The 23,907-nt window shown below is 65.1% G+C and carries 24 protein-coding genes and 1 pseudogene; 16 read left to right on the top strand and 9 right to left on the bottom strand.

Going from position 1 to position 23,907, the window contains the following annotated elements:
* Position 1 precedes the first annotated feature (1 nt).
* Positions 2-2,095, bottom strand: coding sequence for a transketolase (gene tkt, locus ADBZ9O_RS20465; protein ID WP_526524758.1), 2,094 nt, complete (start codon positions 2,093-2,095; stop codon positions 2-4).
* A gap of 241 nt (positions 2,096-2,336) precedes the next feature.
* On the opposite strand from tkt, the gene ADBZ9O_RS20460 reads away from it, so the two are divergent.
* Positions 2,337-3,266 carry a heme o synthase gene (locus ADBZ9O_RS20460; protein WP_526524757.1) on the top strand — a complete coding sequence of 310 codons (930 nt, stop codon included), beginning with the start codon at positions 2,337-2,339 and terminating at the stop codon, positions 3,264-3,266.
* Positions 3,267-3,336: 70 nt separating this feature from the next.
* On the opposite strand, the pseudogene ADBZ9O_RS20455 reads toward ADBZ9O_RS20460, so the two are convergent.
* The 3 genes and pseudogenes from ADBZ9O_RS20455 to ADBZ9O_RS20445 form a co-directional block, all read right to left on the bottom strand.
* Positions 3,337-3,897: pseudogene (locus ADBZ9O_RS20455) on the bottom strand (endonuclease domain-containing protein); the annotation flags it as partial.
* Positions 3,898-4,078: 181 nt separating this feature from the next.
* The gene (locus ADBZ9O_RS20450; protein ID WP_526524756.1) at positions 4,079-5,329 is read right to left on the bottom strand and encodes an IS30 family transposase; all 1,251 of its coding nucleotides are present in this window, start codon (positions 5,327-5,329) and stop codon (positions 4,079-4,081) included.
* Between the two features lie 88 nt (positions 5,330-5,417).
* A complete protein-coding gene (locus ADBZ9O_RS20445) occupies positions 5,418-6,392 on the bottom strand; it encodes a quinone oxidoreductase family protein (protein WP_526524755.1) in 975 nt (324 codons plus the stop codon).
* 31 nt (positions 6,393-6,423) lie between these two features.
* Here ADBZ9O_RS20445 and ADBZ9O_RS20440 point away from each other — a divergent pair, with 31 nt between their 5' ends.
* Complete coding sequence (locus ADBZ9O_RS20440; protein ID WP_526533336.1) at positions 6,424-7,362, top strand: ATP-grasp domain-containing protein; 939 nt, start codon at positions 6,424-6,426, stop codon at positions 7,360-7,362.
* Here the strand turns inward: ADBZ9O_RS20440 and ADBZ9O_RS20435 are convergent.
* Together ADBZ9O_RS20435 and ADBZ9O_RS20430 are read right to left on the bottom strand one after the other, a co-directional pair.
* A complete protein-coding gene (locus ADBZ9O_RS20435) occupies positions 7,312-8,247 on the bottom strand; it encodes a COX15/CtaA family protein (RefSeq protein ID WP_526533334.1) in 936 nt (311 codons plus the stop codon). The two genes, ADBZ9O_RS20440 and ADBZ9O_RS20435, sit on opposite strands and share 51 nt — an antisense overlap.
* Before the next feature lie 81 nt (positions 8,248-8,328).
* Positions 8,329-8,898, bottom strand: coding sequence for a TetR/AcrR family transcriptional regulator (locus ADBZ9O_RS20430; protein ID WP_526524754.1), 570 nt, complete (start codon positions 8,896-8,898; stop codon positions 8,329-8,331).
* A 95-nt stretch (positions 8,899-8,993) separates the two neighbouring features.
* Between ADBZ9O_RS20430 and ADBZ9O_RS20425 the strand changes: the two genes are divergently transcribed.
* Positions 8,994-9,704, top strand: a complete 711-nt coding sequence (locus tag ADBZ9O_RS20425; protein WP_526524753.1) for a hypothetical protein — start codon at positions 8,994-8,996, stop codon at positions 9,702-9,704.
* On the opposite strand, the gene ADBZ9O_RS20420 is transcribed toward ADBZ9O_RS20425, so the two are convergent.
* The 3 genes from ADBZ9O_RS20420 to mptB are packed head-to-tail and all read right to left on the bottom strand — an operon-like array spanning position 9,602 to position 13,010.
* Complete coding sequence (locus ADBZ9O_RS20420) at positions 9,602-10,378, bottom strand: ABC transporter permease (protein WP_526524752.1); 777 nt, start codon at positions 10,376-10,378, stop codon at positions 9,602-9,604. The genes ADBZ9O_RS20425 and ADBZ9O_RS20420 overlap by 103 nt on opposite strands.
* Positions 10,375-11,304 carry an ABC transporter ATP-binding protein gene (locus ADBZ9O_RS20415; protein WP_526524751.1) on the bottom strand — a complete coding sequence of 310 codons (930 nt, stop codon included), beginning with the start codon at positions 11,302-11,304 and terminating at the stop codon, positions 10,375-10,377. Before ADBZ9O_RS20415 ends, ADBZ9O_RS20420 begins: the two co-directional genes overlap by 4 nt.
* Positions 11,301-13,010: a polyprenol phosphomannose-dependent alpha 1,6 mannosyltransferase MptB gene (gene mptB, locus ADBZ9O_RS20410; RefSeq protein WP_526524750.1), complete on the bottom strand. Its 1,710-nt coding sequence runs from the start codon at positions 13,008-13,010 to the stop codon at positions 11,301-11,303. The genes ADBZ9O_RS20415 and mptB overlap by 4 nt, the downstream gene beginning before the upstream one ends.
* A gap of 70 nt (positions 13,011-13,080) precedes the next feature.
* On the opposite strand from mptB, the gene ADBZ9O_RS20405 reads away from it, so the two are divergent.
* From ADBZ9O_RS20405 to ADBZ9O_RS20345, 13 genes are all read left to right on the top strand, one after another.
* On the top strand, positions 13,081-13,839 hold the full coding sequence (locus tag ADBZ9O_RS20405; protein WP_526524749.1) for a helix-turn-helix transcriptional regulator: 759 nt from the start codon (positions 13,081-13,083) through the stop codon (positions 13,837-13,839).
* 75 nt (positions 13,840-13,914) lie between these two features.
* A complete protein-coding gene (gene sufB, locus ADBZ9O_RS20400) occupies positions 13,915-15,345 on the top strand; it encodes a Fe-S cluster assembly protein SufB (RefSeq protein ID WP_526524748.1) in 1,431 nt (476 codons plus the stop codon).
* Positions 15,345-16,535, top strand: a complete 1,191-nt coding sequence (sufD, locus tag ADBZ9O_RS20395) for a Fe-S cluster assembly protein SufD (RefSeq protein ID WP_526524747.1) — start codon at positions 15,345-15,347, stop codon at positions 16,533-16,535. Before sufB ends, sufD begins: the two co-directional genes overlap by 1 nt.
* The gene (gene sufC / locus ADBZ9O_RS20390; RefSeq protein ID WP_526524746.1) at positions 16,532-17,314 is read left to right on the top strand and encodes a Fe-S cluster assembly ATPase SufC; all 783 of its coding nucleotides are present in this window, start codon (positions 16,532-16,534) and stop codon (positions 17,312-17,314) included. Before sufD ends, sufC begins: the two co-directional genes overlap by 4 nt.
* Before the next feature lies 1 nt (position 17,315).
* Entirely contained in the window at positions 17,316-18,566 is a 1,251-nt protein-coding gene (locus ADBZ9O_RS20385; RefSeq protein ID WP_526524745.1) for a cysteine desulfurase, read from the top strand.
* 22 nt (positions 18,567-18,588) lie between these two features.
* Positions 18,589-19,038 carry a Fe-S cluster assembly sulfur transfer protein SufU gene (sufU, locus tag ADBZ9O_RS20380; protein ID WP_526533332.1) on the top strand — a complete coding sequence of 150 codons (450 nt, stop codon included), beginning with the start codon at positions 18,589-18,591 and terminating at the stop codon, positions 19,036-19,038.
* The gene (locus ADBZ9O_RS20375) at positions 19,035-19,409 is read left to right on the top strand and encodes a metal-sulfur cluster assembly factor (protein WP_526524744.1); all 375 of its coding nucleotides are present in this window, start codon (positions 19,035-19,037) and stop codon (positions 19,407-19,409) included. Before sufU ends, ADBZ9O_RS20375 begins: the two co-directional genes overlap by 4 nt.
* 140 nt (positions 19,410-19,549) lie before the next feature.
* Complete coding sequence (locus tag ADBZ9O_RS20370) at positions 19,550-20,002, top strand: intersectin-EH binding protein Ibp1 (RefSeq protein WP_526524743.1); 453 nt, start codon at positions 19,550-19,552, stop codon at positions 20,000-20,002.
* Positions 20,003-20,013: 11 nt separating this feature from the next.
* A complete protein-coding gene (locus ADBZ9O_RS20365) occupies positions 20,014-20,637 on the top strand; it encodes a hypothetical protein (protein WP_526524742.1) in 624 nt (207 codons plus the stop codon).
* 76 nt (positions 20,638-20,713) lie between these two features.
* Positions 20,714-21,079 carry a thioredoxin gene (gene trxA, locus ADBZ9O_RS20360; protein WP_526524741.1) on the top strand — a complete coding sequence of 122 codons (366 nt, stop codon included), beginning with the start codon at positions 20,714-20,716 and terminating at the stop codon, positions 21,077-21,079.
* Between the two features lie 42 nt (positions 21,080-21,121).
* Complete coding sequence (locus ADBZ9O_RS20355; RefSeq protein WP_526524740.1) at positions 21,122-21,937, top strand: enoyl-CoA hydratase; 816 nt, start codon at positions 21,122-21,124, stop codon at positions 21,935-21,937.
* A gap of 49 nt (positions 21,938-21,986) precedes the next feature.
* Positions 21,987-23,615: an ABC-F family ATP-binding cassette domain-containing protein gene (locus ADBZ9O_RS20350; protein ID WP_526524739.1), complete on the top strand. Its 1,629-nt coding sequence runs from the start codon at positions 21,987-21,989 to the stop codon at positions 23,613-23,615.
* 99 nt (positions 23,616-23,714) lie between these two features.
* Entirely contained in the window at positions 23,715-23,900 is a 186-nt protein-coding gene (locus ADBZ9O_RS20345; RefSeq protein ID WP_526524738.1) for a helix-turn-helix domain-containing protein, read from the top strand.
* Positions 23,901-23,907 lie beyond the last annotated feature (7 nt).

Genomic DNA, 23,907 nt, shown 5'->3' with positions numbered 1-23,907 from the left:
ACTAGTTGTCGATGGAGCGTTCGGCGGCGGCGGCGACGGCTTCGGGGGTGAACCCGAACTCGCGGAACAGGGTCTTATCGTCAGCCGACTCGCCGTAGTGCTCGATCGAGACGATTTCGCCGGTGTCGCCGACCAGCTTGTGCCAGCTCATCGCGACCGCAGCCTCGACTGCCACCCGGGCCGAGACATCAGGCGGCAGCACCGAGTCCCGGTACTCCTTGGGCTGTGACTCGAACCACTCCACGCACGGCATCGACACCACATAGGCGTTGATGTCCTTGTCCGCCAACAATTTCTTCGCCTCTACTGCCAGCTGCAGCTCCGAGCCGGTAGCGATGATGATGACGTCGGCGTCATCGGCAGGATTACCGCCGCCGAGCACGTACCCGCCCTTGCTGACTCCCTCGTAATCGGTTCCTTCCAGCACCGGGATGCCCTGCCGCGTCAGGATGAAACCAACCGGTCCGCTGCCATTTCCGCGCGCGATGATGTTCTTCCAGGCGTACGCGGTCTCGTTCGCATCGCCAGGTCGCACCACCGACAGGTTGGGAATGGCCCGCAGCGCAGTCAGGTGCTCAATGGGCTGATGGGTGGGTCCGTCTTCGCCGAGTCCGATGGAATCGTGGGTCCAGATGTAAATGGTGTCGATGTCCATCAGTGACGCCAGCCGGACCGCGCCGCGCATGTAGTCGGAGAACTGTAGGAATGTGCCGCCGAAGGCGCGGGTCGGGCCGTGCAGCACGATGCCGGACAAAATGGAGCCCATCGCGTGCTCGCGAATGCCGAAGTGCAGCACCCGGCCGTACGGGTCCGCGGTGTAGTCCTTGGTCGAGATCGATGGCGGGCCAAAAGATTTCGCGCCTTCGATGGTGGTGTTGTTGCTGCCCGCCAGGTCGGCCGAGCCGCCCCAGAGTTCGGGCAGCTTAGGTGCCACGTCGTTGAGTACCTTGCCGAAGGCCGCCCGGGTCGCCAGCGGTTTGGAACCTGGCTCCCAATAGGTGATGTCATCGGCCCAGCCGTCAGGCAGTTCCTGGGCGAGCAGCCGGTCGAGCAATTTCTTGCGTTCCGGCTCCCGCTCGGCCCAGGCGTCGAACTCGGACTGCCACTTCTCGTGCGCCTCGCGGCCACGGTCGACCAGCTTGCGGGTGTGCTCGATGACCTCGTCGCGGACCTCGAACTTCTTGTCCGGGTCGAAGCCGAGCACCTTCTTGGTGGCGGCCACCTCGTCATCGCCGAGGGCCGATCCGTGCACGCCACCGGTGTTCATCTTGGTGGGCGCCGGATAGCCGATGATCGTGCGGACGGAGATGAACGACGGTTTGTCGGTGACGGCCTTGGCCGCTGCGATCGCCTCTTCGATACCGATGACGTTCTCGCCGCCCTGAACCTCTTGCACATGCCAGCCGTACGCGCGGTATCGGGCAGGCACGTCCTCGGAGAGCGCGATATTGGTGTCGTGCTCGATCGAGATCTGGTTGTGGTCGTAGAACACGATGAGATTGCCGAGTTCCTGCGTGCCTGCCAGCGAGGAGGCCTCGCTGGTCACCCCTTCTTCGATGTCACCGTCGGAGGCGATCACGTAGATGAAGTGGTCGAACGGGCTGGTGCCCGGTGCGGCGTCGGGATCGAACAATCCACGTTCGTAGCGAGCGGCCATCGCCATTCCGACCGCCGACGCCAGGCCCTGACCAAGCGGCCCGGTGGTGATCTCCACACCCTTGGTGTGGCGAAACTCAGGGTGGCCAGGGGTTTTCGACTTCCAGGTGCGCAGGGACTCGATGTCGGTGAGCTCGAGGCCGAATCCGCCCAGATACAGCTGGATGTAGAGCGTCAGGCTGCTGTGTCCACACGACAGGATGAACCGGTCGCGGCCCAGCCAGTGCACGTCGCTGGGGTCATGGCGCATCTGGCGCTGGAACAGTGTGTAGGCCAGCGGAGCCAGGCTCATCGCGGTACCCGGATGACCGTTACCGACCTTCTGGACGGCATCGGCTGCCAATACGCGCACCGTGTCAACGGCGACCGAGTCGACGTCAGCCCAGTCCTGGGGGTGATGCGGTTCGGTCAGGACCGAAATCTCTTCGACTGTGGTCACAAAGCTCACTCCTCGATGGCAAATCAGACTGGCCAGACGCTCGCCTCAACCCTAACGGTCGTGAGTCGGTCACTGCAGGGCACATACATCAGGATTTCTCCCACGCTTCACTTGCAGATGGCCCAACGACGGCGCGGAACCGACCCTGCGGTGACGAGGAGGCTTCTCGGCGGTCTACCATCGTCTGTAGTAGAAGCTGCGCGGCTGCCGCCCCCACTCGCGATATTTAGGAGTTACCTGCGTGAGCATTCGCGAGCGCGTCCAAATAAAAGGGGCGCCCAGCCGGTTGCGTACCAGGCTGTTGGCCTACCTCGCGCTCACCAAGCCCCGGGTTATCGAGCTATTGCTCGTGACCACCATCCCGGCGATGCTGTTGGCTGAGCGTGGCGTGGTCAATCCGTTGCTGATCGCCAACACCCTGATCGGCGGCATGCTGGCTGCGGCGGGCGCGAACACGCTGAACTGCGTCGCCGACGCCGATATCGACAAGGTGATGAAGCGCACCGCGCTGCGCCCGCTGGCCCGCGAGACTGTGCCCACCCGGAACGCCCTGATCTTCGGGCTCGCGACGTCGACAGGCTCGTTCTTCTGGCTGTGGTGGACCACCAACTTGCTTTCCGGTGTGCTCGCCGTCGCCACCATTGCCTTCTACGTGTTCGTCTACACCTTGCTGCTCAAGCGGCGCACCTCGCAGAACGTGGTGTGGGGCGGCGCGGCGGGCTGTATGCCGGTGATGATCGGCTGGTCTGCGGTGACCGGGACCATCGCCTGGCCTGCGTTGGTGATGTTCGCGATCATCTTCTTCTGGACGCCGCCGCACACCTGGGCGCTGGCGATGCGCTACAAGGACGACTACAAGGCGGCAGGCGTGCCGATGCTGCCAACCGTGCGTACCGAGCGTCAGGTCACCTTCCAGATCGTCATCTACACCTGGCTGACCGTGCTCACGACGCTGGCGCTGGCTCCCGCGGCGGGTTGGCTCTACGCCTCGGTTGCCCTGGTCGCCGGCGTGTGGTTCCTGGCGATGGCCCACCAGCTCTACGCCGGTGTGCGGCGCGGCGAGCCGGTGCGGCCACTCAAGCTGTTCCTGCAGTCGAATAACTACCTGGCCGTGGTGTTCTGCGCGCTGGCGATCGACTCGGCGCTGTCGTTGCCGATCATCTTCCACTGATTCCTGGCGGCTCCACCTGTGTGCAGTTCAGCAGACTCTTTCTGCACAAGGGTGGACGTTCGCTGACTAGTTAGAGCAGGGCAGCACCGATCCGACGGACCATCACAGCGGGGTGCCGCCGGACGTCGTCAGAGACGATCGAGATCACTGTCCAGTCCAACTCCTGCAACGCGGCCCGTTTCTGTCGGTCCCGGCGCAGATGATCAGGTGAACTGTGCCAATCGAAGCCGTCGTATTCGACGATGACCTTCTGGACTGGCCAAGCGAAGTCCACCCGCCAAAGGTGGCCGTCGCGATCGACGATCTCGTATTGCAATACCGGCTCTGGCAATCCGCCATCAATCATGACGAGACGAGCTTCGCTCTCCATGGGTGACTCGGCGCCCGGCCTTGACAACGGGATGAGATCGCGAACCATGGCGATGTGCCGTCGGCCGGCTTGCTGGGCAGCGGCGGCCGACAGCGCATTCCTACCGCATCTGCCACTTCTCAGCGCCGCATCAAGAGTTGCCAAGGCTCTGGGGCGTCGCAAACACCTTGCCACTTCGACGGCTGTCCACGCGGGGGCGGTGAGTGGGCGTCCCTGATCGGTTATCAGAGGCGCCCCGTCGCGACGGTGGACCACAAGGCCGGCACTGTCCGGCTGACGAGGCTATGGAGTTGCGCCGACGTCGCGACCTGCCCCTGGCTCGATAAGAGGTCGATGACTTCAGGTATCACCCGCGCCGCGTGGGTCAGGCGCCAAGACGACGGTAGTCACTGTTGTGCATAGCCACGAGCGGTCACTGTTGTGCATTGTGTGTGCGGCAGTTTTAAGCTGTGGATGCAACAGCTGGTGGTTTGAACGGGTTCGACAGTAGCTCGTCGAGGGCTTCGGTTGGGGTTTTCCAATCGAGGGTTTTGCGGGGTCGGTTGTTGAGTTTGATGGCGATGTAGTCGAGATAGTCAGCCGGAAACACCGATAGGTCGGTGCCTTTGGCAAAGTATTGGCGCAGCAGTCCGTTGGTGTTCTCGTTGGTGCCACGCTGCCACGGCGAATGCGGGTCGCAGAAGTAGATGTCCAAATCGGTCGCCGCGGCGACCGCGGCGTGGTTGGTCATCTCCCGGCCCTGATCCCAGGTCAGGGTCTGACGCAGGATCGCCGGCAGCGCGGCCATCTTGGCCACAATCGCCTCTTGTACCGCGGTGGCGCCGTGACCATCGGGCAAGTGCAGCAGCATTAGGAACCGGCTGGCGCGCTCCACCACGGTGCCGATCGCCGAGCCAGACGCCACGCTGCCCATGATCAGATCGCCTTCCCAATGCCCAGGCACCGCGCGGTCCTCCACCTCAGGTGGGCGCTCACTGATGTTGACCATGTCCCGGATACGTCCGCGACGCTCATCGGCACGGCGATGCGGTCTACGTAACGCCCGCCCAGTGCGGAGACACTGATGTAGCTCGCGGCGCAGATTCCCTTTGCCCTGAACATAAATCGCTTGATAGATGGTCTCGTAGGACACCCGCATCTCCGGATCGTCGGGGAAGTCGATCACCAGCCGTGCAGCGATCTGCTCGGGGCTGTGCTGCTCGACGCTCAACCGAGTCTGCACCTCCTCGTGGAGCCGCGCATTAGTCGCCAGCCTGCCCGGCCTGCCACGCCGGGCCCGCCGCCGGGCATGCCCGTGAGCGGTGCTGGCCCGATACCGCGGCTGGGCATCCCACCCACCCTGACGGACCCCGAACCTATACCGCGATCGATACCTACCGCGGCACTTGCCATTACGGTTGATCTCGCGCATCACTGTCGAGGCCGCGCGCTTCAATCGCCGCGCTATCGATTGGATCGACTCACCGCGAGCAATACCGTCTTGGATCTCTTCGCGTTCCTCGAGGCTAAGCCGAGGCCTCCGCCGTACTCCGTTGTCGGGAAATCGTGGTTTCACCCCACCGAGCTCAGCAAACCAACGATAACCGGTGAGCCCTGACACGCCGACAGCGATCCCGGCCTCTCGGGGCAGTATCCCGTGGGCAATCAAATCCCAGAACTGACGCTCTACACACGCCAACCGCATCGCACCCATAACAACCCCTCAGATGGAGGCTGTTGCAATGACCGCTTAAACCCAAGTGCTTCCGAATGCACAACGGTGCGCGCTCGCGGTCGGGGGTCTACGGCACCAGGACGATCGACCCGACGGTCTTGCGGTCCTGCAGATCGCGGTGGGCCTGCTCGGCCTGTTCGAGCCGGTACCGCTCGCTGACGGTGATGGTGATCGACTCGTCGGCGATCGCGTCCAGCAGTTCCCCGGCCCGCCAGGAAAACTCGTCGGGGGTGCGGGTGAAGTGCGCCAGGTTGGGCCGGGTCAGATAGACCGATCCGGCGGCATTGAGCCGCTGGGGATCCACCGGTGGCACCGGGCCGCTGGATGCCCCGAACAGCGCGAGCGTGCCGCGCACGGCCAGGCTGGCCAGGCTGGCGTCGAAGGTGCTGGCACCGACACCGTCGTAGACCGCGGCCACTCCAGCGCCGCCTGTCAGCTCGCGGACCGCGCCGGCGAATTCTTTCGGATCGTCCGGGTAGTCCAGCACCTCGACCGCACCGGCTTGGCGGGACAGCTCGGCCTTCTCTGGAGTGGACACCGTGGTGATCACCCTGGTGCCGATGCTGGTGGCCCACTGCGTCAAGATCAATCCGACCCCGCCCGCGCCGGCGTGCACCAGGATGATGTCCGAAGGCTGGATCTGGTACACCGATTTGATCAGATAGTGCGCCGTCATCCCCTTCAGCAGGGCGGACGCCGCAGCTTCCGAGGGCACGGCGTCGGGTACGTAGGCAACGAAATCGGCAGGAGCTACGCAGTATTCGGCGTACGCCCCGACTGCGTTGGCAGTGACCACGCGGTCGCCGATATTGAGCGCAGCGACGTCGTCACCGATGGCCACCACGGTGCCGCACACCTCGGTCCCGACGATGAACGGCACCTCCCGGGGATAGAGTCCAGACCGGAAATAGGTGTCGATGAAATTCACCCCGACGGCCTCGGCCTTGATCAGCACCTGACCGGTGCCGGGTTCGGGCTGCGGCTTCTCGACGTAGGTGAGGACTTCAGGGCCACCGGTTTGGGCGATTTCGATTGCGTGCATGCTGACTATCATCCTCAACTGTGAGGTGCTCATGAAGCAGGCGCGGCCTGATATTTTCCATCCCCGGATCGTGTTGGCCGGTTGTCCCAAATTGGTCGAGGGCGACGGCGATGACGACGGCCTGGTCGCAGCACTGCGGGCGCGGGGTCTGCACGCGCGCTGGCTCTCCTGGGACGACCCGGCCACCCTGGACAGCGACCTGGTGATTCTGCGGGCCACGTGGGACTACATCGAACGTTTGCAGGAGTTCCTGGCGTGGACCCACCGGGTGCCGAACCTGCTCAACGCACCTTCGGTGGTGGACTGGAACACCGATAAGCGCTATCTGCACGACCTGGCGGTCGCAGGCGTGCCGGTGGTGGAAAGCGAATTCTTCGCTCCCGGCGAGAGGGTCCACCTGCCCGGTGGTGAAGTGGTGGTCAAGCCGGCGGTGGGGGCGGGATCGGTTGGTGCGGCACGATTCACCGACCATTCCGCAGCCCGTGACCATGCGGCTTTCCTACAGGAAACTGGTACCACCGTCCTGGTCCAGCCGTACAACCAACGCGTCGAGGCGGGGGAGACGGCCCTGGTGTTCATCGCGGGTGCGCAATCGCACGCATTCACCAAAGGTCCGATCCTGCCGCCCCCGGGAGAGCAGCCGGTCTTCGACGCATCAGGGACCTACGCGGAGGAATCCCTAGGTTCGGCCGACCCGGGTTTCGAGTTATGGGATATCGGCCATGCCGCGCTGGCCGCGGCCGCAGACAGGCTCGGAGTGACAACCTCGGATTTCCTGTACGCGCGAGTGGACATCCTCGGTGGCGAGGAGGACCCGCAAGTGCTGGAACTGGAGTTGGTCGAGCCATCGTTGGGCTGGCGTCAACTCAGCGACACGGTCAGGGCCGACGCGCAACGCACCTTCGCGATAAGCGTGGAGTCAGCTCTGGAGCGGCTCGGCCTCGGTCCGCTCTCGCATCGACGCCCATAGCGCGGCGGTGGCCGCTGTGCAGGCGGCGGCCCCGGCGACGTGCACGGCCACCAGCGCCGCGGGCACCCCGGTGAAGTACTGCACGGCGCCGACCAGTCCCTGAGCGCAGAGCAGCACGACCAGGACGACGAGCCGGATCAGTATCGGTCGGGCGGCATGTACGGCCACCAGTGCGAAACCCAGACTGACAATCAATGCCAGGTATGCCACCAGCAGCGTGGAATGCGCATGCACCAGCGTGGTGATCTCGATCTGTAATCGGGCCACGGGGCGCTCGACGCTCTTATCGCCGGCGTGCGGTCCCGCACCGGTGACGAATGTCCCGGTCACCAGGATCGCCGCGAGCGCGACGGCTCCGAGAACGGTCAACGTGCGCAAGGCCTTCGGAACGCGCAACTGCGCCACCCCAGTATCGGGTTCACCGATCTTGACGTAGAGCAACACGGCCAGCCAGACCATCGTCATCGAGGCCAGCAGGTGAATCGCCACCGTCCACCACAGCAGCCCGGTCAGCACGGTTATCCCGCCGAGGACGGCCTGCACCACCGTCGAGGCGGGCATCAGCCAGGCGTAGACGAGTACTTCGCGACGGCGCCGCGCCCGGGTGACGGCCAGCACGGCCGCGATCGCAGTCAACACCACCGCGAAGGTGATCATCCGGTTGCCGAACTCGACGGCCTGATGGATTCGGGGCACTTCCGCGTGCGCGACGGGCACGAAGCTGCCGGGAAAGCACTGTGGCCAGGTCGGGCAGCCCAGGCCGGACGCGGTCACCCGCACGATCGCGCCGGTGACCGCGATACCACCTTGGGTCAGGATCACCAGGGCGGCGATCAGCCGCTGCACCCGCAGGCTGGGCAGGGGCAACAGGTCGACCACGCGCATAAAGATCCGTCCGACGGACACCGCCCGATCGTAGAGGACGGTTAACTACACGCCGTAGTAGGGATGTCGGTAGGCCCGAGGTCAGCGGGGCTCGACGAAAGGCACCAGGACATCGTCGACGAGTCGTACCGCCAGGTCGTCATCGAGCGGGTCACCGGTGATCAACAGTCGGTGCCACAACACACTCTGGCCGAGCTCCCTGGCGATATCGAGCGGCACGTCGGCGCGCACCTCCCCACGGTCGATGCCCCGTTGAAGCAGTGCGGACATCTCCTGTTTTCGCCAGCCGATCACCTCCGTCCGAAAGGCTTCGGCCAGGTCGGTATCGGTGGATATCGCCGCGACGACCGCCTTCATCACAGCCGCCTGCGGTCCCGTGAACAATGCGGTCCAACCGCGCAACACGGCAAGCATGTCGCCGCGATAACTGCCAGAGTCGGCGTGCGGAATCGCCGCGGTGGCGGTGCGAAGCAGGGTGTCGCGCAACAGGTTTGCCCGATCGGGCCATCTGCGGTAGAGCACCGCCTTGCTGGTCTCTGCGGCGGCGGCGACCGCTTCCATCGTGACCCCGGCGGCGCCGTGTTCGGCCAGGATGCGCAGTACCGCCGCGTAGATGGCGTCATTGAGTTCTTCGCCGCGACGACGGACCATGCCCGCTCCTTTTAGAGAACGCTTGCGTTTCTTATGTGCTGAGTCTAGCCTCCTGTTTAAGAAACGCAAACGTTCCCTAATGAGAGGAGGAGCTGATGTCTCTGCCTGTGATCGTTCCGTTTCGCTGCGTCGATTCCGCCGCGGTGAGATACACCAGCGCGCCGCACTTTCGCCGTCGGGTCACCATCGACCACCAACCACTGGCCGGTGTCACCCCAGCCATGCTGCTGGACTGGTTCCGCCATCTCGACGGCACCATGTCCTACGGCGGCCAGATCGTCGGGCGCTACCAGGCCTGGCACCCGATCGACCATGTCCGCTGGGAACTGGCCCGGCCCGCTGGCGGTGGCGGCGCGGCCGAGGGCGCTCGCTTCCGCATCGTCGAAAAGTTCGGCGGGCAGGATCAATTCGCAGTCGATGTGGTTGACCGGGTGGAAAAGCTCGATGAGACGGGGATCCGCTTGGTGTCACGGATCGCCGGAGTGGTCGTGTTCCAGCTGGAGCACACCTGGTCATTCGGCGCCGACGGCACCCACTATGTGAGTGTGTTGGATATCGGCGCGCGCTCGGCGGCATTCACCCCGGTGAACTACGCGTTGACCCGGAAGTTTCCCGACGCCATGGCGCGGGCGTGGGTCAAACACAACATCGAGGAAGTCGGCCAGCTCGAATATCTGCTCCCGCAGTTAGCGGGCGGTCAGCCTCAGGTGAACCGGAACCAGCGCAGGGCGCAGACCGCAGCGACGGCGCCCCAGACCACCAGCACGGCGATGCCGAACCAGTCCACCGACGTCGTCACCGCCTGAGACAGCGCCTCGGTCAGCGCGCCCGACGGGGTCAGTCGCGCGATCCACCGCAGCGTGGTGGGGACGACGCCAGCCTCCAGGGTGAGCGCACCCAGCCCGGCGAAGATGAACCACAGCAGATTGGCGACGGCCAACACGATCTCGGCCTTCAGCGTCCCTCCCAGCAGTAGGCCGAGCGCGGCGAAACCTGCGGTGCCAAGCGCGATGACGACCGCTCCGAGCAGCAAGCCCAGCGGGTCGGGCCGCCAACCGAGCGCAACTCCGATGACGCCCAACACAATTGCCTGCAGGAAGACCACCGCGATCACTGCGAGTGATTTGCCCGCGATGATGCCCCAGACGGGCAGGGCGGTGGCACCGAGCCGCTTGAGTGCGCCGTAGCGGCGGTCGAATGCCACGGCGATGGCCTGGCCGGTGAACGCGGTCGAGATCACCGCGAGCGCCATGATGGCCGGCACAAAGGTGGCGGCCCGGTTGTCACCGAACGACCCCAGCGGCAGCAGGGTCAGTCCGACCAGCAGGGTGATCGGGATGAACATGGTCAGCAACAGCTGCTCACCGTTGCGCAGCAGCAGTTTGAGTTCCAGCCCGAACTGCGCGGCCAGCATCTTCTGCACGGTGTTCGGTCGCGGGTCGGGCGTGAACGTTCCTGGCGGAAAAAGATTGCCGCTCATCGTAATTCACGACCCGTCAAATCGAGGAACACGTCTTCTAGGCTGCGCTGTTCCACCCGCATATCGGTGGCCAGCACGTTGACTCGGGCACACCATGCGGTGACCGTGGCCAGTACCTGCGGGTCGATATGGCCTTCGACGAGGTACTCACCGGCAGTGACCTCGCTGGTTCGGTAGCCCTCCGGCAGCGCCGATTCCAGCAGCGAGAGGTCCAGCCGTCGCGGTGCGGTGAAGCGCAACTGGTCCTCGGCGCCGGATCGCGTCAGTTCTGCGGGAGTCCCGGCGGCCACTGCCACCCCGTGGTCGATGATGACCAGCCGGTCGGCGAGCTCCTCGGCCTCCTTGAGTTGATGAGTGGTGAGAACCACGGTCACACCGTCGCGGCGCAGGTCGTCGATCAGTTCCCACACCACCAGCCGGGCGTGGGCATCCATGCCCGCGGTGGGTTCGTCGAGGAAGACCAGCTCCGGGCGTCCGACCAACGCGCACGCCAGCGCGAGGCGCTGCTGCTGGCCGCCGGAGAGCCGGCGATAGGTGGTGCGGGCGGCATCTGTCAGCCCGAGGGTGTCCAGCAGCCACCGCGGGTCAAGCGGGTCGGCGGCGTAGGCGGCGACCAGTTCCAGCATCTCGCCTGCTCTGGCTGCGGGGTAGCCGCCACCGCCCTGCAACATCACCCCGATCCTGGCCCGGAGCTTGGCGTTATCGGCCGACGGATCCATCCCGAGGATCTCGATGGTCCCGGCGTCGGGTTTGAGGAAGCCTTCGCACATCTCGACGGTCGTGGTCTTGCCTGCCCCATTGGGGCCGAGCAGCGCCAACACCTCGGCGCGGTGTACATCGAGGTCCAGCCCGGACACCGCCGTCGTCGATCCGTAGCGCTTGGTGACCCCGCGCAGGCGCACGGGGTGTACAGGATCCGAACTCACGGAGACTCAGCGTAGGCGTCGTCGGCGGGCAGGCGTGCCTGGCCCGGTGTGGGATGCGACTCAACCGGCGCCGCGTCGGAGTCCGGGACTGGTTCGGGCAGCTTGCGCCACGGCAGATGGCGGTAGGTGATCACGATCAGCAGAGCCACGATCAAGAAGCTGGCCAGTGTCGCATCGACTATCTGGAACAGCGCGAACCGATCGCCGTTGGCAGTCGGCCCGAAAATGCCCACCACCAGGGTGACGCCGATGGTGGCGATCCGGAAACCGGGCCGGGTAGCCCAGCAGGCGAGCGGGATGATGGCCCACAGCAGATACCAGGGCTGCACCACCGGAAACAGCAGCACGGTTGCGAAAAGGGCCACTCCGAGTCCGCCGACAGGGTGCAGTCGCCCGCGCAGGACCGACAGCAGCAACCAGGTGACCAGGACCGCGATGATGAGCACACCGATGGCGCGGGTCAGTGAGAGCACAGCGGTGGTGTGATCGCCGAGGCCCAACAGGATGCCGACCTGTCCCGTGCCCAGTGCCAGCAGGGTGGGTGGGGACATCCAACTGCGCACGACGTTGGCGGTGCCGAGGGTGAACAACCAGCCGAAGCCGAGGCCACTGGCCCATCCGATGACGGCCATCACGGCCACTGACAGTGTGCCCAGGCTGATGCTGGCGATCAGAAACGCTTTGATGGTGCCGCCCCACCGGCAGGCCAATGCCATGGCGACGAAGCCGAGCGCCAGCAGCGAGGGCAGCTTGACCTGCGATGACATCGTGATCAGGACGGCGCCGATGATCAGCATCCCCAGTGGTCGCCAGGTGACCCAGTCGGCGCGGCCGTGCGGCCAGTGCAGCGGTCGCGGCAGCAACCGTTTGGCCGAATCGATACCCCGCAGGGCGAATTCGGTGCCGGCGAGCATCAGGCCGAGCATCAGCGCCTCGTTGTGGATACCGGCGACCAGGTGCATGAACAGCAGCGGGTTGGTGGCGCCCAGCCATAACGCGCTGACCTCGGCGACCCCGCAGCGCCGCGCCAACCGGGGGGTGGCCCAGACGATCAGCCCCACACCTGCCAGGACGACCACCCGGTGGGCCAATACCGCCCAGACGATGTTCTCGCCGGTGAGTTCTGAGATCGTGCGCCCGATCCACAAGAACAGTGGACCGTAGGGCGCCGGGGTCTCGCGCCACAGGCTCGGCACCGAGAGTGTGAAGACGTGATCGAGGCCCAGACCAGGGGCGGGTCCGACCCGGTAGGGGTCAAGGCCGATCCTGGCGATCTGGCTCTGCGCCAGATAGGAGTAGACGTCCTTGCTGTACATCGGCGGCGCCACCAGCAGTGGCAACATCCACAGCATCAGCGTGCGGTCGGTCTGGCTGCGCGTCATCCGCCGCTTACCCAGCGCGAACCGGCCCAACATCAGCCAGGCCAGCGTCATCATCACGGCACCGGTCGTCGTCATCGTCAATGACACCGTCTGGATTCGGGAGGGCAAGTTGAGCAGCCGGACGCCGAAGGTGGGGTCCTGCACGACTGGTCGCGCACCTGCACCCAATGCGCCGATCGCCATCAACACCGTGCCGGTGGCGCCAAAGAGCCGGGTCCGCCGCAGTGCGACGAGTTCGGCGTCGTTCAGCGGGGCCCCTACTGTTCGCTCGTCGCCGTGTAGGCGGGCGATGGAAAGGCTCAACGAACGTTGGCGGGCTGCCACCACAGAACTGTAACCGGCGGGTTATTCCCGATTGGCCTGTGAGTAAAGCGATGACGGGCTAAGGGTTACCTTGCTAGACCCACCTCCGGAATTGCGTCACACTGGTGTTGTGAAATTCCGTTCCGAGGCTGCGCGCGTGTCACACGTCGCTGCGCCCGCCCAGGACGGCCACACGCAGGAGGGGCACACGCGTAAAGCCATCATCCGCCTCCTCCTCGAGTCCGGTCCTGTGACTGCGCTGAGCATCAGTGAGCGGTTGGGGTTGTCCGCCGCGGGGGTGCGTCGTCACCTCGACGCCCTGATCGACGCCGGCGATGCGCAGGCCAACGCCGGCGCCGCCTGGCAGCAGGAGGGTCGGGGCAGGCCTGCGAAGCGCTACCAGATGACCGCGGCCGGTCGGGCCAAGCTCGAACACACCTATGACGACCTGGCCTCGGCGGCCATGCGGCAACTACGCGAAATCGGTGGCGATGACGCCGTGCGGACGTTCGCCCGTCGCCGCATCGACACGATTTTGGCCGGGGTGGCGCCCGCCGAAAGTGATGCCGAGGCCGATATCCGCGGTGCGGCCGACCGGGTGGCCGACGCGTTCACCTCCGCCGGCTACGCCACCACGACCACCAGGGTCCGCGGACCGATCCAGGGGGTGCAGATCTGTCAGCATCACTGTCCGGTCTCGCACGTCGCGCAGGAATTCCCCGAACTCTGTGAGGCCGAGCAGGACGCGATGGCCGAAGTGCTGGGTACTCACGTGCAACGGCTCGCGACCATCGTCAACGGCGACTGCGCCTGCACTACCCACGTACCGCTGAGTCCGACTCCGCATTAGCTACACAAAACCAGCACGAACTTCGGCGCGCAGCCTGCATCGGAGCCACCACAAGATCAAAAGGAGTGTGTCGCAATGACACTCACACCGGAGACGCCGCTCACCCAGGAAGAGACGATTGCGTCGCTGGGTAAGTACGGCTACGGCTGGGCTGACTCGGACGTCGCGGGAGCCTCGGCCACCCGGGGTATTTCCGATGCTGTGGTGCGCGATATCTCGGCGAAGAAGAGCGAGCCCGAGTGGATGCTGGATGTCCGGCTCAAGGCGCTGCGGACCTTTGGCAAGAAGCCGATGCCGAACTGGGGATCCAACCTCGAAGGCATCGACTTCGACAACATCAAGTACTTCGTGCGTTCCAGCGAAAAGCAGGCCGCCACGTGGGATGACCTGCCTGCAGACATCAAGAACACCTATGACCGGCTCGGTATCCCCGAGGCGGAAAAGCAGCGTCTGGTCTCCGGTGTCGCCGCCCAGTACGAGTCCGAGGTGGTCTACCACTCGATCCGCGAAGATCTCGAGGCCCTCGGCGTCATCTTCCTGGACACCGATACTGCGCTGAAAGAGCATCCCGAGCTGTTCAAGCAGTACTTCGGCACCGTGATCCCGGCCGGGGACAACAAGTTCTCCGCGCTGAACACCGCGGTGTGGTCGGGCGGCTCGTTCATCTATGTGCCCAAGGGCGTGCACGTCGACATCCCGCTACAGGCGTACTTCCGGATCAACACCGAGAACATGGGTCAGTTCGAGCGGACGCTGATCATCGTCGACGAGGATGCCTACGTGCATTACGTCGAGGGCTGCACCGCGCCGATCTACAAGAGCGATTCGCTGCACTCGGCTGTCGTCGAGATCATCGTCAAGCCCGGCGGTCGCTGCCGCTACACGACCATCCAGAACTGGTCGAACAACGTCTACAACCTGGTCACCAAGCGGGCCCGCGCCGAGGCCGGCGCCACCATGGAGTGGGTCGACGGCAATATCGGCTCCAAGGTCACCATGAAGTACCCGGCGGTCTGGATGACCGGCGAGCACGCCAAGGGTGAAGTGCTCTCGGTGGCGTTCGCCGGCGAAGGCCAGCACCAGGACACCGGTGCCAAGATGCTGCACCTGGCGCCGAACACGTCGAGCAACATCGTCTCCAAGTCGGTCGCCCGCGGTGGCGGTCGCGCGTCCTACCGCGGCCTGGTGCAGATCAACAAGGGTGCACACGGATCGCGTTCCAGCGTGAAATGCGATGCGCTGCTTGTCGATACGATCAGCCGCTCCGACACCTACCCGTATGTCGACATCCGGGAGGACGACGTCACGATGGGCCATGAGGCCACCGTGTCGAAGGTCAGCGAAGATCAGCTGTTCTATCTGATGAGTCGCGGGATGAGCGAGGACGAGGCAATGGCCATGGTGGTGCGTGGCTTCGTGGAGCCGATCGCCAGGGAGCTGCCGATGGAATACGCCCTTGAGCTCAACCGGCTCATCGAGCTTCAGATGGAAGGCGCGGTCGGCTAGTGACGGATACCAACAATGTGACCGAGGCTGCCGAAGGGATCATCAAGAACAAGGGCGAACTGTTTGCCTCGTTTGATGTCAATGCCTTCGAGGTCCCCGGCGGCCGTGACGAGTTGTGGCGGTTCACCCCGCTGAAGCGACTGCGCGGTCTGCACGACGGAACGGCCCCCGCGACCGGTACCGCTGCCATCACGGTCAGCGAACACCCCGCTGTGACCGTCGAGACGGTCGGCCGCGGCGACGAACGCCTCGGCCAGGGCGGCGTGCCCGCTGACCGCGTTGCCGCACAAGCATTTTCGTCCTTCGACTCAGCGACCGTGGTGACGGTTGCACGCGACACCGAGCTAGCCGAACCCATCGAGATCATCGTGACCGGTCCCGGCGAGGGCGCAGTGGCCTACGGGCACCTGCAGATTCGCGTCGAGGAACTGTCGCGGGCGACCGTCGTGGTTGACCTGCGTGGCAGCGGGACCTACGCCGATAACGTCGAGATCATCGTCGGTGACGCGGCGGCGGTCGGCGTCATCTGGATCGCCGACTGGGCCGACGATATGGTCCACGTCAGCTCCCATCACGCGCGGCTGGGCAAAGACGCGGTGTTCGCGCACGTCAACGTCACGCTCGGCGGCGACGTCGTTCGCACGTCGGCGACGGTGCGGTTCGATGCGCCTGGTGGCGACGCGCAGCTGCTCGGCACGTATTTCGCCGACGACGGACAGTTCTTCGAGTCGCGCCTGCTGGTCGATCACTCGCAGCCAAACTGCAAGTCCGATGTGCTCTACAAGGGTGCGCTGCAAGGTGATCCGGACTCGAAACGGCCCGACGCCCACACCGTGTGGATCGGTGATGTGCTGATCAGGGCCGAGGCGTCCGGTACCGACACCTATGAGGCGAACCGCAATCTGGTGTTGACCGACGGTGCCCGCGCCGACTCGGTACCCAACCTGGAAATCGAAACCGGTGAGATCGCCGGCGCCGGACATGCCAGTGCCACCGGTCGTTTCGACGACGAGCAGCTTTTCTATCTGCGGGCCCGCGGCATTCCCGAGGATCAGGCGCGACGCCTGGTGGTGCGCGGCTTCTTCGGCGAGATCATCGCCAAGATCGCCGTCCCCGAGGTGCGCGAGCGCCTCACCCACGCTATCGAACGAGAACTAGCCATCACTGAATCGAGAACAGCTCAATCATGACCACTCTGGAAATCAAAGATCTGCACGTCAGCGTCAAAGACCCCAGCGGCGCGGCCGATATCGAGATCCTCAAGGGCGTCAACCTGACGGTGCGCTCCGGCGAGACGCATGCGGTGATGGGTCCCAACGGATCCGGTAAGTCCACGTTGTCCTACGCGATCGCCGGTCATCCCAAGTACACCGTCACCTCGGGGTCGATCACCCTCGACGGCGCGGATGTTCTGGAGATGAGCGTGGATGAGCGGGCCCGCGCCGGCCTGTTCCTGGCCATGCAGTACCCCATCGAGGTTCCCGGCGTATCGATGTCGAACTTCCTGCGCACCGCCGCCACCGCGGTCCGCGGTGAGGCGCCCAAGCTGAGGCTCTGGGTCAAAGAGGTCAAGGCGGCGATGTCCGACCTCGATATCGATCCGGCATTCTCCGAGCGCAGCGTCAACGAAGGCTTCTCCGGTGGCGAGAAGAAGCGCCATGAGATCCTGCAGCTGGGCCTGCTCAAGCCGAAGATTGCCATCCTCGACGAAACCGACTCCGGTCTGGACGTCGACGCGCTGCGCATCGTCAGCGAAGGGGTCAATCGCTACGCCGAAGCCGAGAACGGCGGCGTCCTGCTGATCACGCACTACACCCGCATCCTGCGTTATATCCAGCCGCAGTTCGTGCATGTGTTCTTCGACGGTCGCATTGTCACCTCCGGTGGCCCCGAACTGGCCGATGAGCTCGAAGCCAACGGTTACGAGCGCTTCACTCAGGCCTCCAATCAGGCACAAGCCGGAGCCTGACGTGACGGCGTCGGTCGATCTGGATGTGACCAGGATCAGAGCTGACTTTCCCATCTTGGCCCGGTTGATGCGCGGCGGAAACCAGTTGGCCTACCTGGATTCCGGTGCGACATCGCAGAAACCACTGCAGGTGCTCGACGCCGAACGCGACTTTCTGACCACGTCCAATGGGGCAGTGCACCGCGGTGCACATCAGTTGATGGAGGAATCCACCGACGCCTACGAGCAGGGCAGGGCCGATATCGCGGCGTTCGTCGGCGCCGATCCAGACGAACTGGTGTTCACCAAGAACGCCACCGAGTCGATCAATCTGGTGTCGTACGCACTGGGCGACAACAGGTTTGATCGTGCGGTCGGTCCTGGTGATGTCATCGTCACCACCGAACTCGAACATCACGCGAACCTGATCCCGTGGCAGGAACTGGCGCGCCGCACCGGCGCCACCCTGCGCTGGTACTCGGTCACCGATGACGGCCGCATCGATCTGGACTCCCTTGAGCTCGACGAGCGGGTGAAGATCGTCGCATTCAGCCATCACTCGAATGTCACCGGAGCGATCGCTCCCGTCGCCGAGATCGTGCGCCGCGCCAAGGCGGTGGGGGCACTGACCGTGTTGGACGCTTGCCAGTCGGTACCGCATCAGCCGGTCGACTTCCATGCCCTCGACGTCGACTTTGCCGCGTTCTCCGGCCACAAGATGCTGGGGCCCACGGGAATCGGCGTGCTCTACGGCCGGCGCGAACTGTTGGCCGCCATGCCCCCGTTTCTGACCGGTGGCTCGATGATCGAGACCGTCACGATGGAAGCCGCCACGTATGCGCCTGCTCCGCAGCGCTTCGAGGCGGGCACCCCGATGACCTCACAGGTGGTCGGCTTGGCCGCGGCCGCGCGGTATCTGGACGCGATCGGGATGGCCGCCGTCGAGGCCCATGAGCAAGAACTGGTGGCCGCCACTGTGGCAGGGCTGGCCGGGATTCCGAACGTGCGAATCATCGGTCCGGAGTCGATGACCGACCGTGGGTCGCCGGTGTCCTTCGTCGTCGACGGTGTCCATGCCCACGACGTCGGGCAGGTACTCGACGACGAGGGGGTGGCAGTGCGCGTCGGTCACCATTGCGCGTGGCCGCTGCACCGCCGGTTCGGTATTGCCGCCACGGCGCGGGCGTCGTTCGCGGTCTACAACACCCGCGACGAGGTCGACCGACTGGTGGCCGGGGTCAAACGTGCCGTCGATTTCTTCGGTAGGGACTGAGGCCCGCGTGCGACTGGAACAGATGTACCAGGAAGTGATCCTGGACCACTACAAGCACCCGCATCACCGCGGCCTGCGCGAGCCGTTCGCCGCCGAGGTGCACCACGTCAACCCGACCTGCGGCGACGAGGTCACCCTGCGGGTGACCCTGTCTGATGACGGGGAAACCGTTGCCGATATCTCCTATGACGGGCAGGGCTGTTCGATCAGTCAGGCGGCGACCTCGGTACTGACCGACCAGATCATCGGCAACAGCGTCGGCGATGCGCTGACCACGGTGGCGGCCTTCACGGAGATGATCTCCTCGCGCGGGAACGTTGAGGGTGACGAGGACGTGATCGGCGATGGGATTGCCTTCGCCGGTGTGTCGAAGTATCCGGCGCGGGTGAAATGTGCGCTGCTGGGATGGATGGCGTTCAAAGACGCGCTCGCGCAGGCGAGTGCGGAATCAGACTTGGAGGAGGCACGATGAGCGAGATTGCTGCGGCGGGCGCGGGCGAAGGATCCACGACCATCGACGACGAGACATTCGCCGATCTGGAAGAGGCGATGCGTGATGTCGTCGATCCCGAATTGGGGATCAACGTCGTCGACCTCGGCCTGGTCTACGGACTGAGCATCGAAGAGGCCGAATCCGGCAAGGTCGCGCTGATCGATATGACGTTGACGTCGGCGGCGTGCCCGCTGACCGATGTCATCGAGGATCAGTCACGCAACGCGCTGGTGGGCGCCGGCCTGGTCAACGACATCAAGATCAACTGGGTCTGGAATCCGCCGTGGGGTCCGGACAAGATCACCGAGGATGGCCGCGAACAATTGCGCGCCCTCGGGTTCACCGTCTAGGCAACAGCTTTCAGTCCAACCTCGGCGGGTGGCATGACCGCCCGGTGCGTGACATCGCCGCGAAGATTGACTCCGACGCGGGTATGGTCGCTCACAGCGAGTTCGCGGTTTCCACCGCTGAGACGGACAGGTGCGGCCACATGTGGACGAGAGCGACCCACCCCCACGTGATGCGTCGGGTGATGCTGGTCTTCGGTGTCGCAGCGACGGTGGCGGCCATCATCATCTCGTGCGTGGCGGTGTTGTCGCCACAGTCCGTGCTCTCCGCAAAATGCCCGGCGGGGGAGTCCGAGGACCTCTTCACCGGCGTGTGCGTTCCAGAACTCTCACCCTCGGTCGTGCAGCTCACGCCGTCGGTGTTCGGCGGGGCGCCGGAGGTGGACGGTGTGCCATGCACCGGCCACAACTCCTATGAGTGCATCGGTCTTGCCGAGGAGGCACTCGGCTCGGGGCCAACGCCGAGCCCGAACGCCACGGTGTCAGCCCAGACCGAGGCGCCGTCGTCGAGCGCACCGGTGGCTCCCACCCATACCGGCCCGCCCACGGGGCAGAATCTGACGCTCACGCCCAATCCGCCGGCCTCGAACGGGTAGAACATAAAACCGTGGCCAACGACGTGTACACCGCTACCTGCCGGCAACTACGCGGTATCGCGGAAAGCTTGATTGCCGGTCCGCAGTACCGGGCGACGGGCACCATCCGATTGGCGGTCCGGCCCGCGGGTTTCGTCGGAACCGCCCTCCCAATCGAGGTCAACGGCACCGACTTCGCGTGGCCGGAGGGCCGGGTCGCACTCCACGGGCCGCTGCCGGCGTTGCAGATCACCACGGGGCTGAAGTTCGGTCCACCCGAGGGTGCCTACGCGATCGTGGATCCACTGCCGGAAGACGCCGTACTCGATCTCGACCCGTCGGCCGCCACCGATGTGTACCGCAGTCTTTACGCCGGCGGGCAGGCTCTGGTGGCGTTTGCGCCCGACGAGCATCCGGTGCTCTGGCCCGAGCATTTCGACGTTTCCGTCGTCGTGAACGAGGTGAATTACGGTGTCTCGCCTGGTGATTCGTTTCACGACCGGCCGTATGCCTATGTCGGGCCGTGGCAGCCGCGCTCTGGCGCGTTCTGGAACGCACCCTTTGGCGCTGCACAGGTTCTCGATCTCGGGCTGGCCGAGAGCGTCCTGTCCGACGGGATCGTCGAATTCTTCGAACGGGGCCGCAGCCAGCTCTGAGACTGGTGTAGCTGCGCATCAGCGCGGAACCTGGGAACCTGGGAACACAGACAGCGACGCCAATGTTAGGAGAAATGTGGCTACCAAAGACCTGACCGCGGATCAATTCAACGACACCATCAACGATAACGACATCGTGCTGGTGGATTTCTGGGCGTCTTGGTGCGGTCCGTGTAAAGCGTTCGCGCCCACCTTCGCGGCCTCCTCAGAAAAGCATCCCGACGTCGTCTACGCGAAGGTCGACACCGAGGCCGAGCAGGAACTGGCCGGCGCCGCGCAGATCCGGTCCATCCCGACACTGATGGCGTTCAAGAAGGGCAAGCTGGTCTTCAACCAGGCCGGCGCACTTCCACCGGCTGCGCTGGAGGACCTGATCCAGCAGGTGAAGGAATTCGACGTCGACGCGGCCATCGCGGCCGAGTCGACCGACACAGCCGAATAGGCCGCGCCATGTGACGGGACCCACACGCTAACGTGCAGTCCCGTGACCTCTGAATTCGTCCTAGTTGACCGCCCACGCCCGCACGTGGCGTTGATCACGCTGAATCGCCCCGAGCGAATGAACTCGATGGCGTTCGATGTCATGGTTCCGCTCAAGCGGGTGCTCGACGAGATCACCTACGACAACTCGGTACGGGCCGTCGTGCTCACGGGCGCGGGGCGGGGTTTCTCATCGGGTGCCGACCACAAGTCGGCGGGCAGCGTCCCGCACGTTGACGGCCTCACCAGGCCGACGTTTGCGTTGCGGTCGATGGAAGTCCTCGATGACGTCATCCTGGCGCTACGCAAGCTGCACCAACCGGTGATTGCCGCGGTCAACGGCGCAGCAATCGGTGGCGGGCTGTGCCTGGCCCTGGCCTGCGATATCAGAGTGGCGGGGTCGAGTGCCTACTTCCGGGCCGCCGGGATCAACAACGGGCTGACCGCCAGCGAGCTGGGCCTGAGCTTTCTGTTGCCGCGCGCGATCGGCACCTCACGGGCCTTCGAAGTGATGCTGACGGGCCGCGATGTGGATGCAGGAGAGGCCGAACGCATCGGACTGGTGTCGCGCGAGGTGCCCGACGAGGACCTGTTGGAGACCTGCTATGAGATGGCCGAGCGCATCGTGGGTTTCTCCCGCCCGGGTATCGAGTTGACCAAACGCACGCTGTGGAGTGGACTGGACGCCGTTACCCTGGAGGGGCACATGCAGGCGGAAGGCCTGGGCCAACTCTATGTACGCCTGCTCACCCGGAACTTTGAAGAAGCGGTGGCGGCGCGCGCGGAGCAGCGACCCCCGGCTTTTCCCGACGATAAATAGCGGTACCGCTGATGCGGTGCCGCCTGCACTAGGTAGTAGGAGCGTCACCGTGATCACCGCAACGGACCTCGAGGTCCGCGCTGGAGCGCGCACCCTGTTGTCCGCTGAAGGACCCGCGCTGCGGATTCAGCCGGGAGATCGGATCGGTCTCGTCGGGCGCAACGGCGCGGGCAAGACCACCACGATGCGCATCCTGGCCGGCGAGGGGGAGCCCTACGCGGGCTCGATCGTGCGTACCGGTGAGATCGGCTACCTGCCGCAGGATTCGCGCGAGGGTGACCTCGAAATGTTGGCGCGCGACCGGGTGCTCTCCGCCCGCGGCCTGGACACGCTGCTCACCGACCTGGAAAAGCAACAGGCGTTGATGGCCGAGGTGGCCGATGACGCCACCCGCGACAAGGCGATCCGACGCTACGGCGTCCTCGAAGAGCAGTTTTCCGCCCTGGGTGGCTACGCCGCCGAAAGCGAGGCGGGCCGGATCTGCGCGAGCCTCGGCCTGCCCGAACGGGTGCTGACCCAAGCCCTGCGGACCCTGTCCGGCGGGCAGCGTCGTCGTGTCGAGCTGGCCCGCATTCTGTTCGCCGCGTCGGACACCGGCTCAGGCTCGGACACCACGCTGCTGCTCGACGAACCGACCAACCACCTCGACGCCGACTCGATCGGCTGGCTGCGTACCTTCCTGCAGAACCACACCGGTGGACTGGTGGTGATCAGCCACGACGTGTCCCTGCTCGCCGACGTGGTCAACCGGGTCTGGTTCCTCGATGCCGTCCGCGGTGAGGCCGACGTCTACAACATGGGCTGGCAGAAGTATCTGGACGCGCGCGCCACCGACGAACAGCGGCGCCGCCGCGAACGTGCCAACGCCGAGAAGAAGGCCGGCGCGCTGCGCATCCAGGCCGCCAAGATGGGCGCCAAGGCCACCAAAGCCGTTGCGGCACAGAACATGTTGCGTCGGGCCGAGCGGATGATCTCCGAGCTTGACGAAGAACGCGTTGCCGACCGGGTGGCCAAGATCAGGTTCCCCACTCCTGCGGTCTGCGGTCGTACGCCGTTGGTGGCCAAGGGGCTGACCAAGACCTACGGGTCGCTGGAGATCTTCACCGGCGTCGATCTGGCCATCGATAAGGGTTCACGGGTCGTGGTTCTCGGCCTCAACGGTGCGGGCAAGACCACGCTGCTGCGGATTCTGGCGGGGGCGGAGAAAGCCAACGCCGGTGTCATCGAGCCCGGACACGGGCTCAAGCTCGGCTACTTCGCCCAGGAACACGACACCATCGACGGTGGCGCCTCGGTATGGGACAACATCCGCTACGCCGCACCGAATACTGGCGACCAGGAGCTGCGCAGCCTGCTGGGTGCGTTCATGTTCAGCGGCCCGCAACTCGACCAGCCCGCAGGCACCCTGTCCGGCGGTGAGAAGACCCGCCTGGCCCTGGCCGGCCTGGTGGCCTCGACCGCCAACGTGTTGTTGCTCGACGAGCCGACCAACAACCTGGACCCGGCCTCGCGCGAGCAGGTGCTCGACGCGCTGCGCAGCTATCAGGGCGCGGTGGTCCTGGTGACACACGATCCCGGTGCCGCCGAAGCCCTGGAGCCGCAGCGGGTGGTGCTGCTCCCGGATGGCACCGAGGACTACTGGTCCGACGAGTATCGGGAACTGATCGAACTCGCCTGATAAAAGCCGTTGGCCAATTTGTGATTTCAGTCACAAGCGGGGCGGCGATTTCCTAGGCTGAATACGCGCGGGGGCGTGTCAGTTATGGGGGAGGCGTCGATGAGGAAACCAGACGAGGCTAGGGATCGGTTACTGCACGAGCTCCGCAACGCCTATGAGGGTGGAGCGAGCATCCGCACGCTGGTGGCGTCCACCGGGCGGTCCTACGGGTCGATCCACAGCATGCTGCTCGAATCGGGTACGCCGCTGCGGAGTCGGGGCGGGCCCAACCATCGGCGGCATTGATACAGGA

This window comes from Mycobacterium sp. (genome assembly GCF_965229105.1).
In the GTDB taxonomy this organism is placed as follows: Bacteria; Actinomycetota; Actinomycetes; order Mycobacteriales; family Mycobacteriaceae; genus Mycobacterium.
The sequence above is the reverse complement of the archived record's forward strand: the minus strand, read 5'-3'. Positions and strand labels throughout refer to the sequence as shown.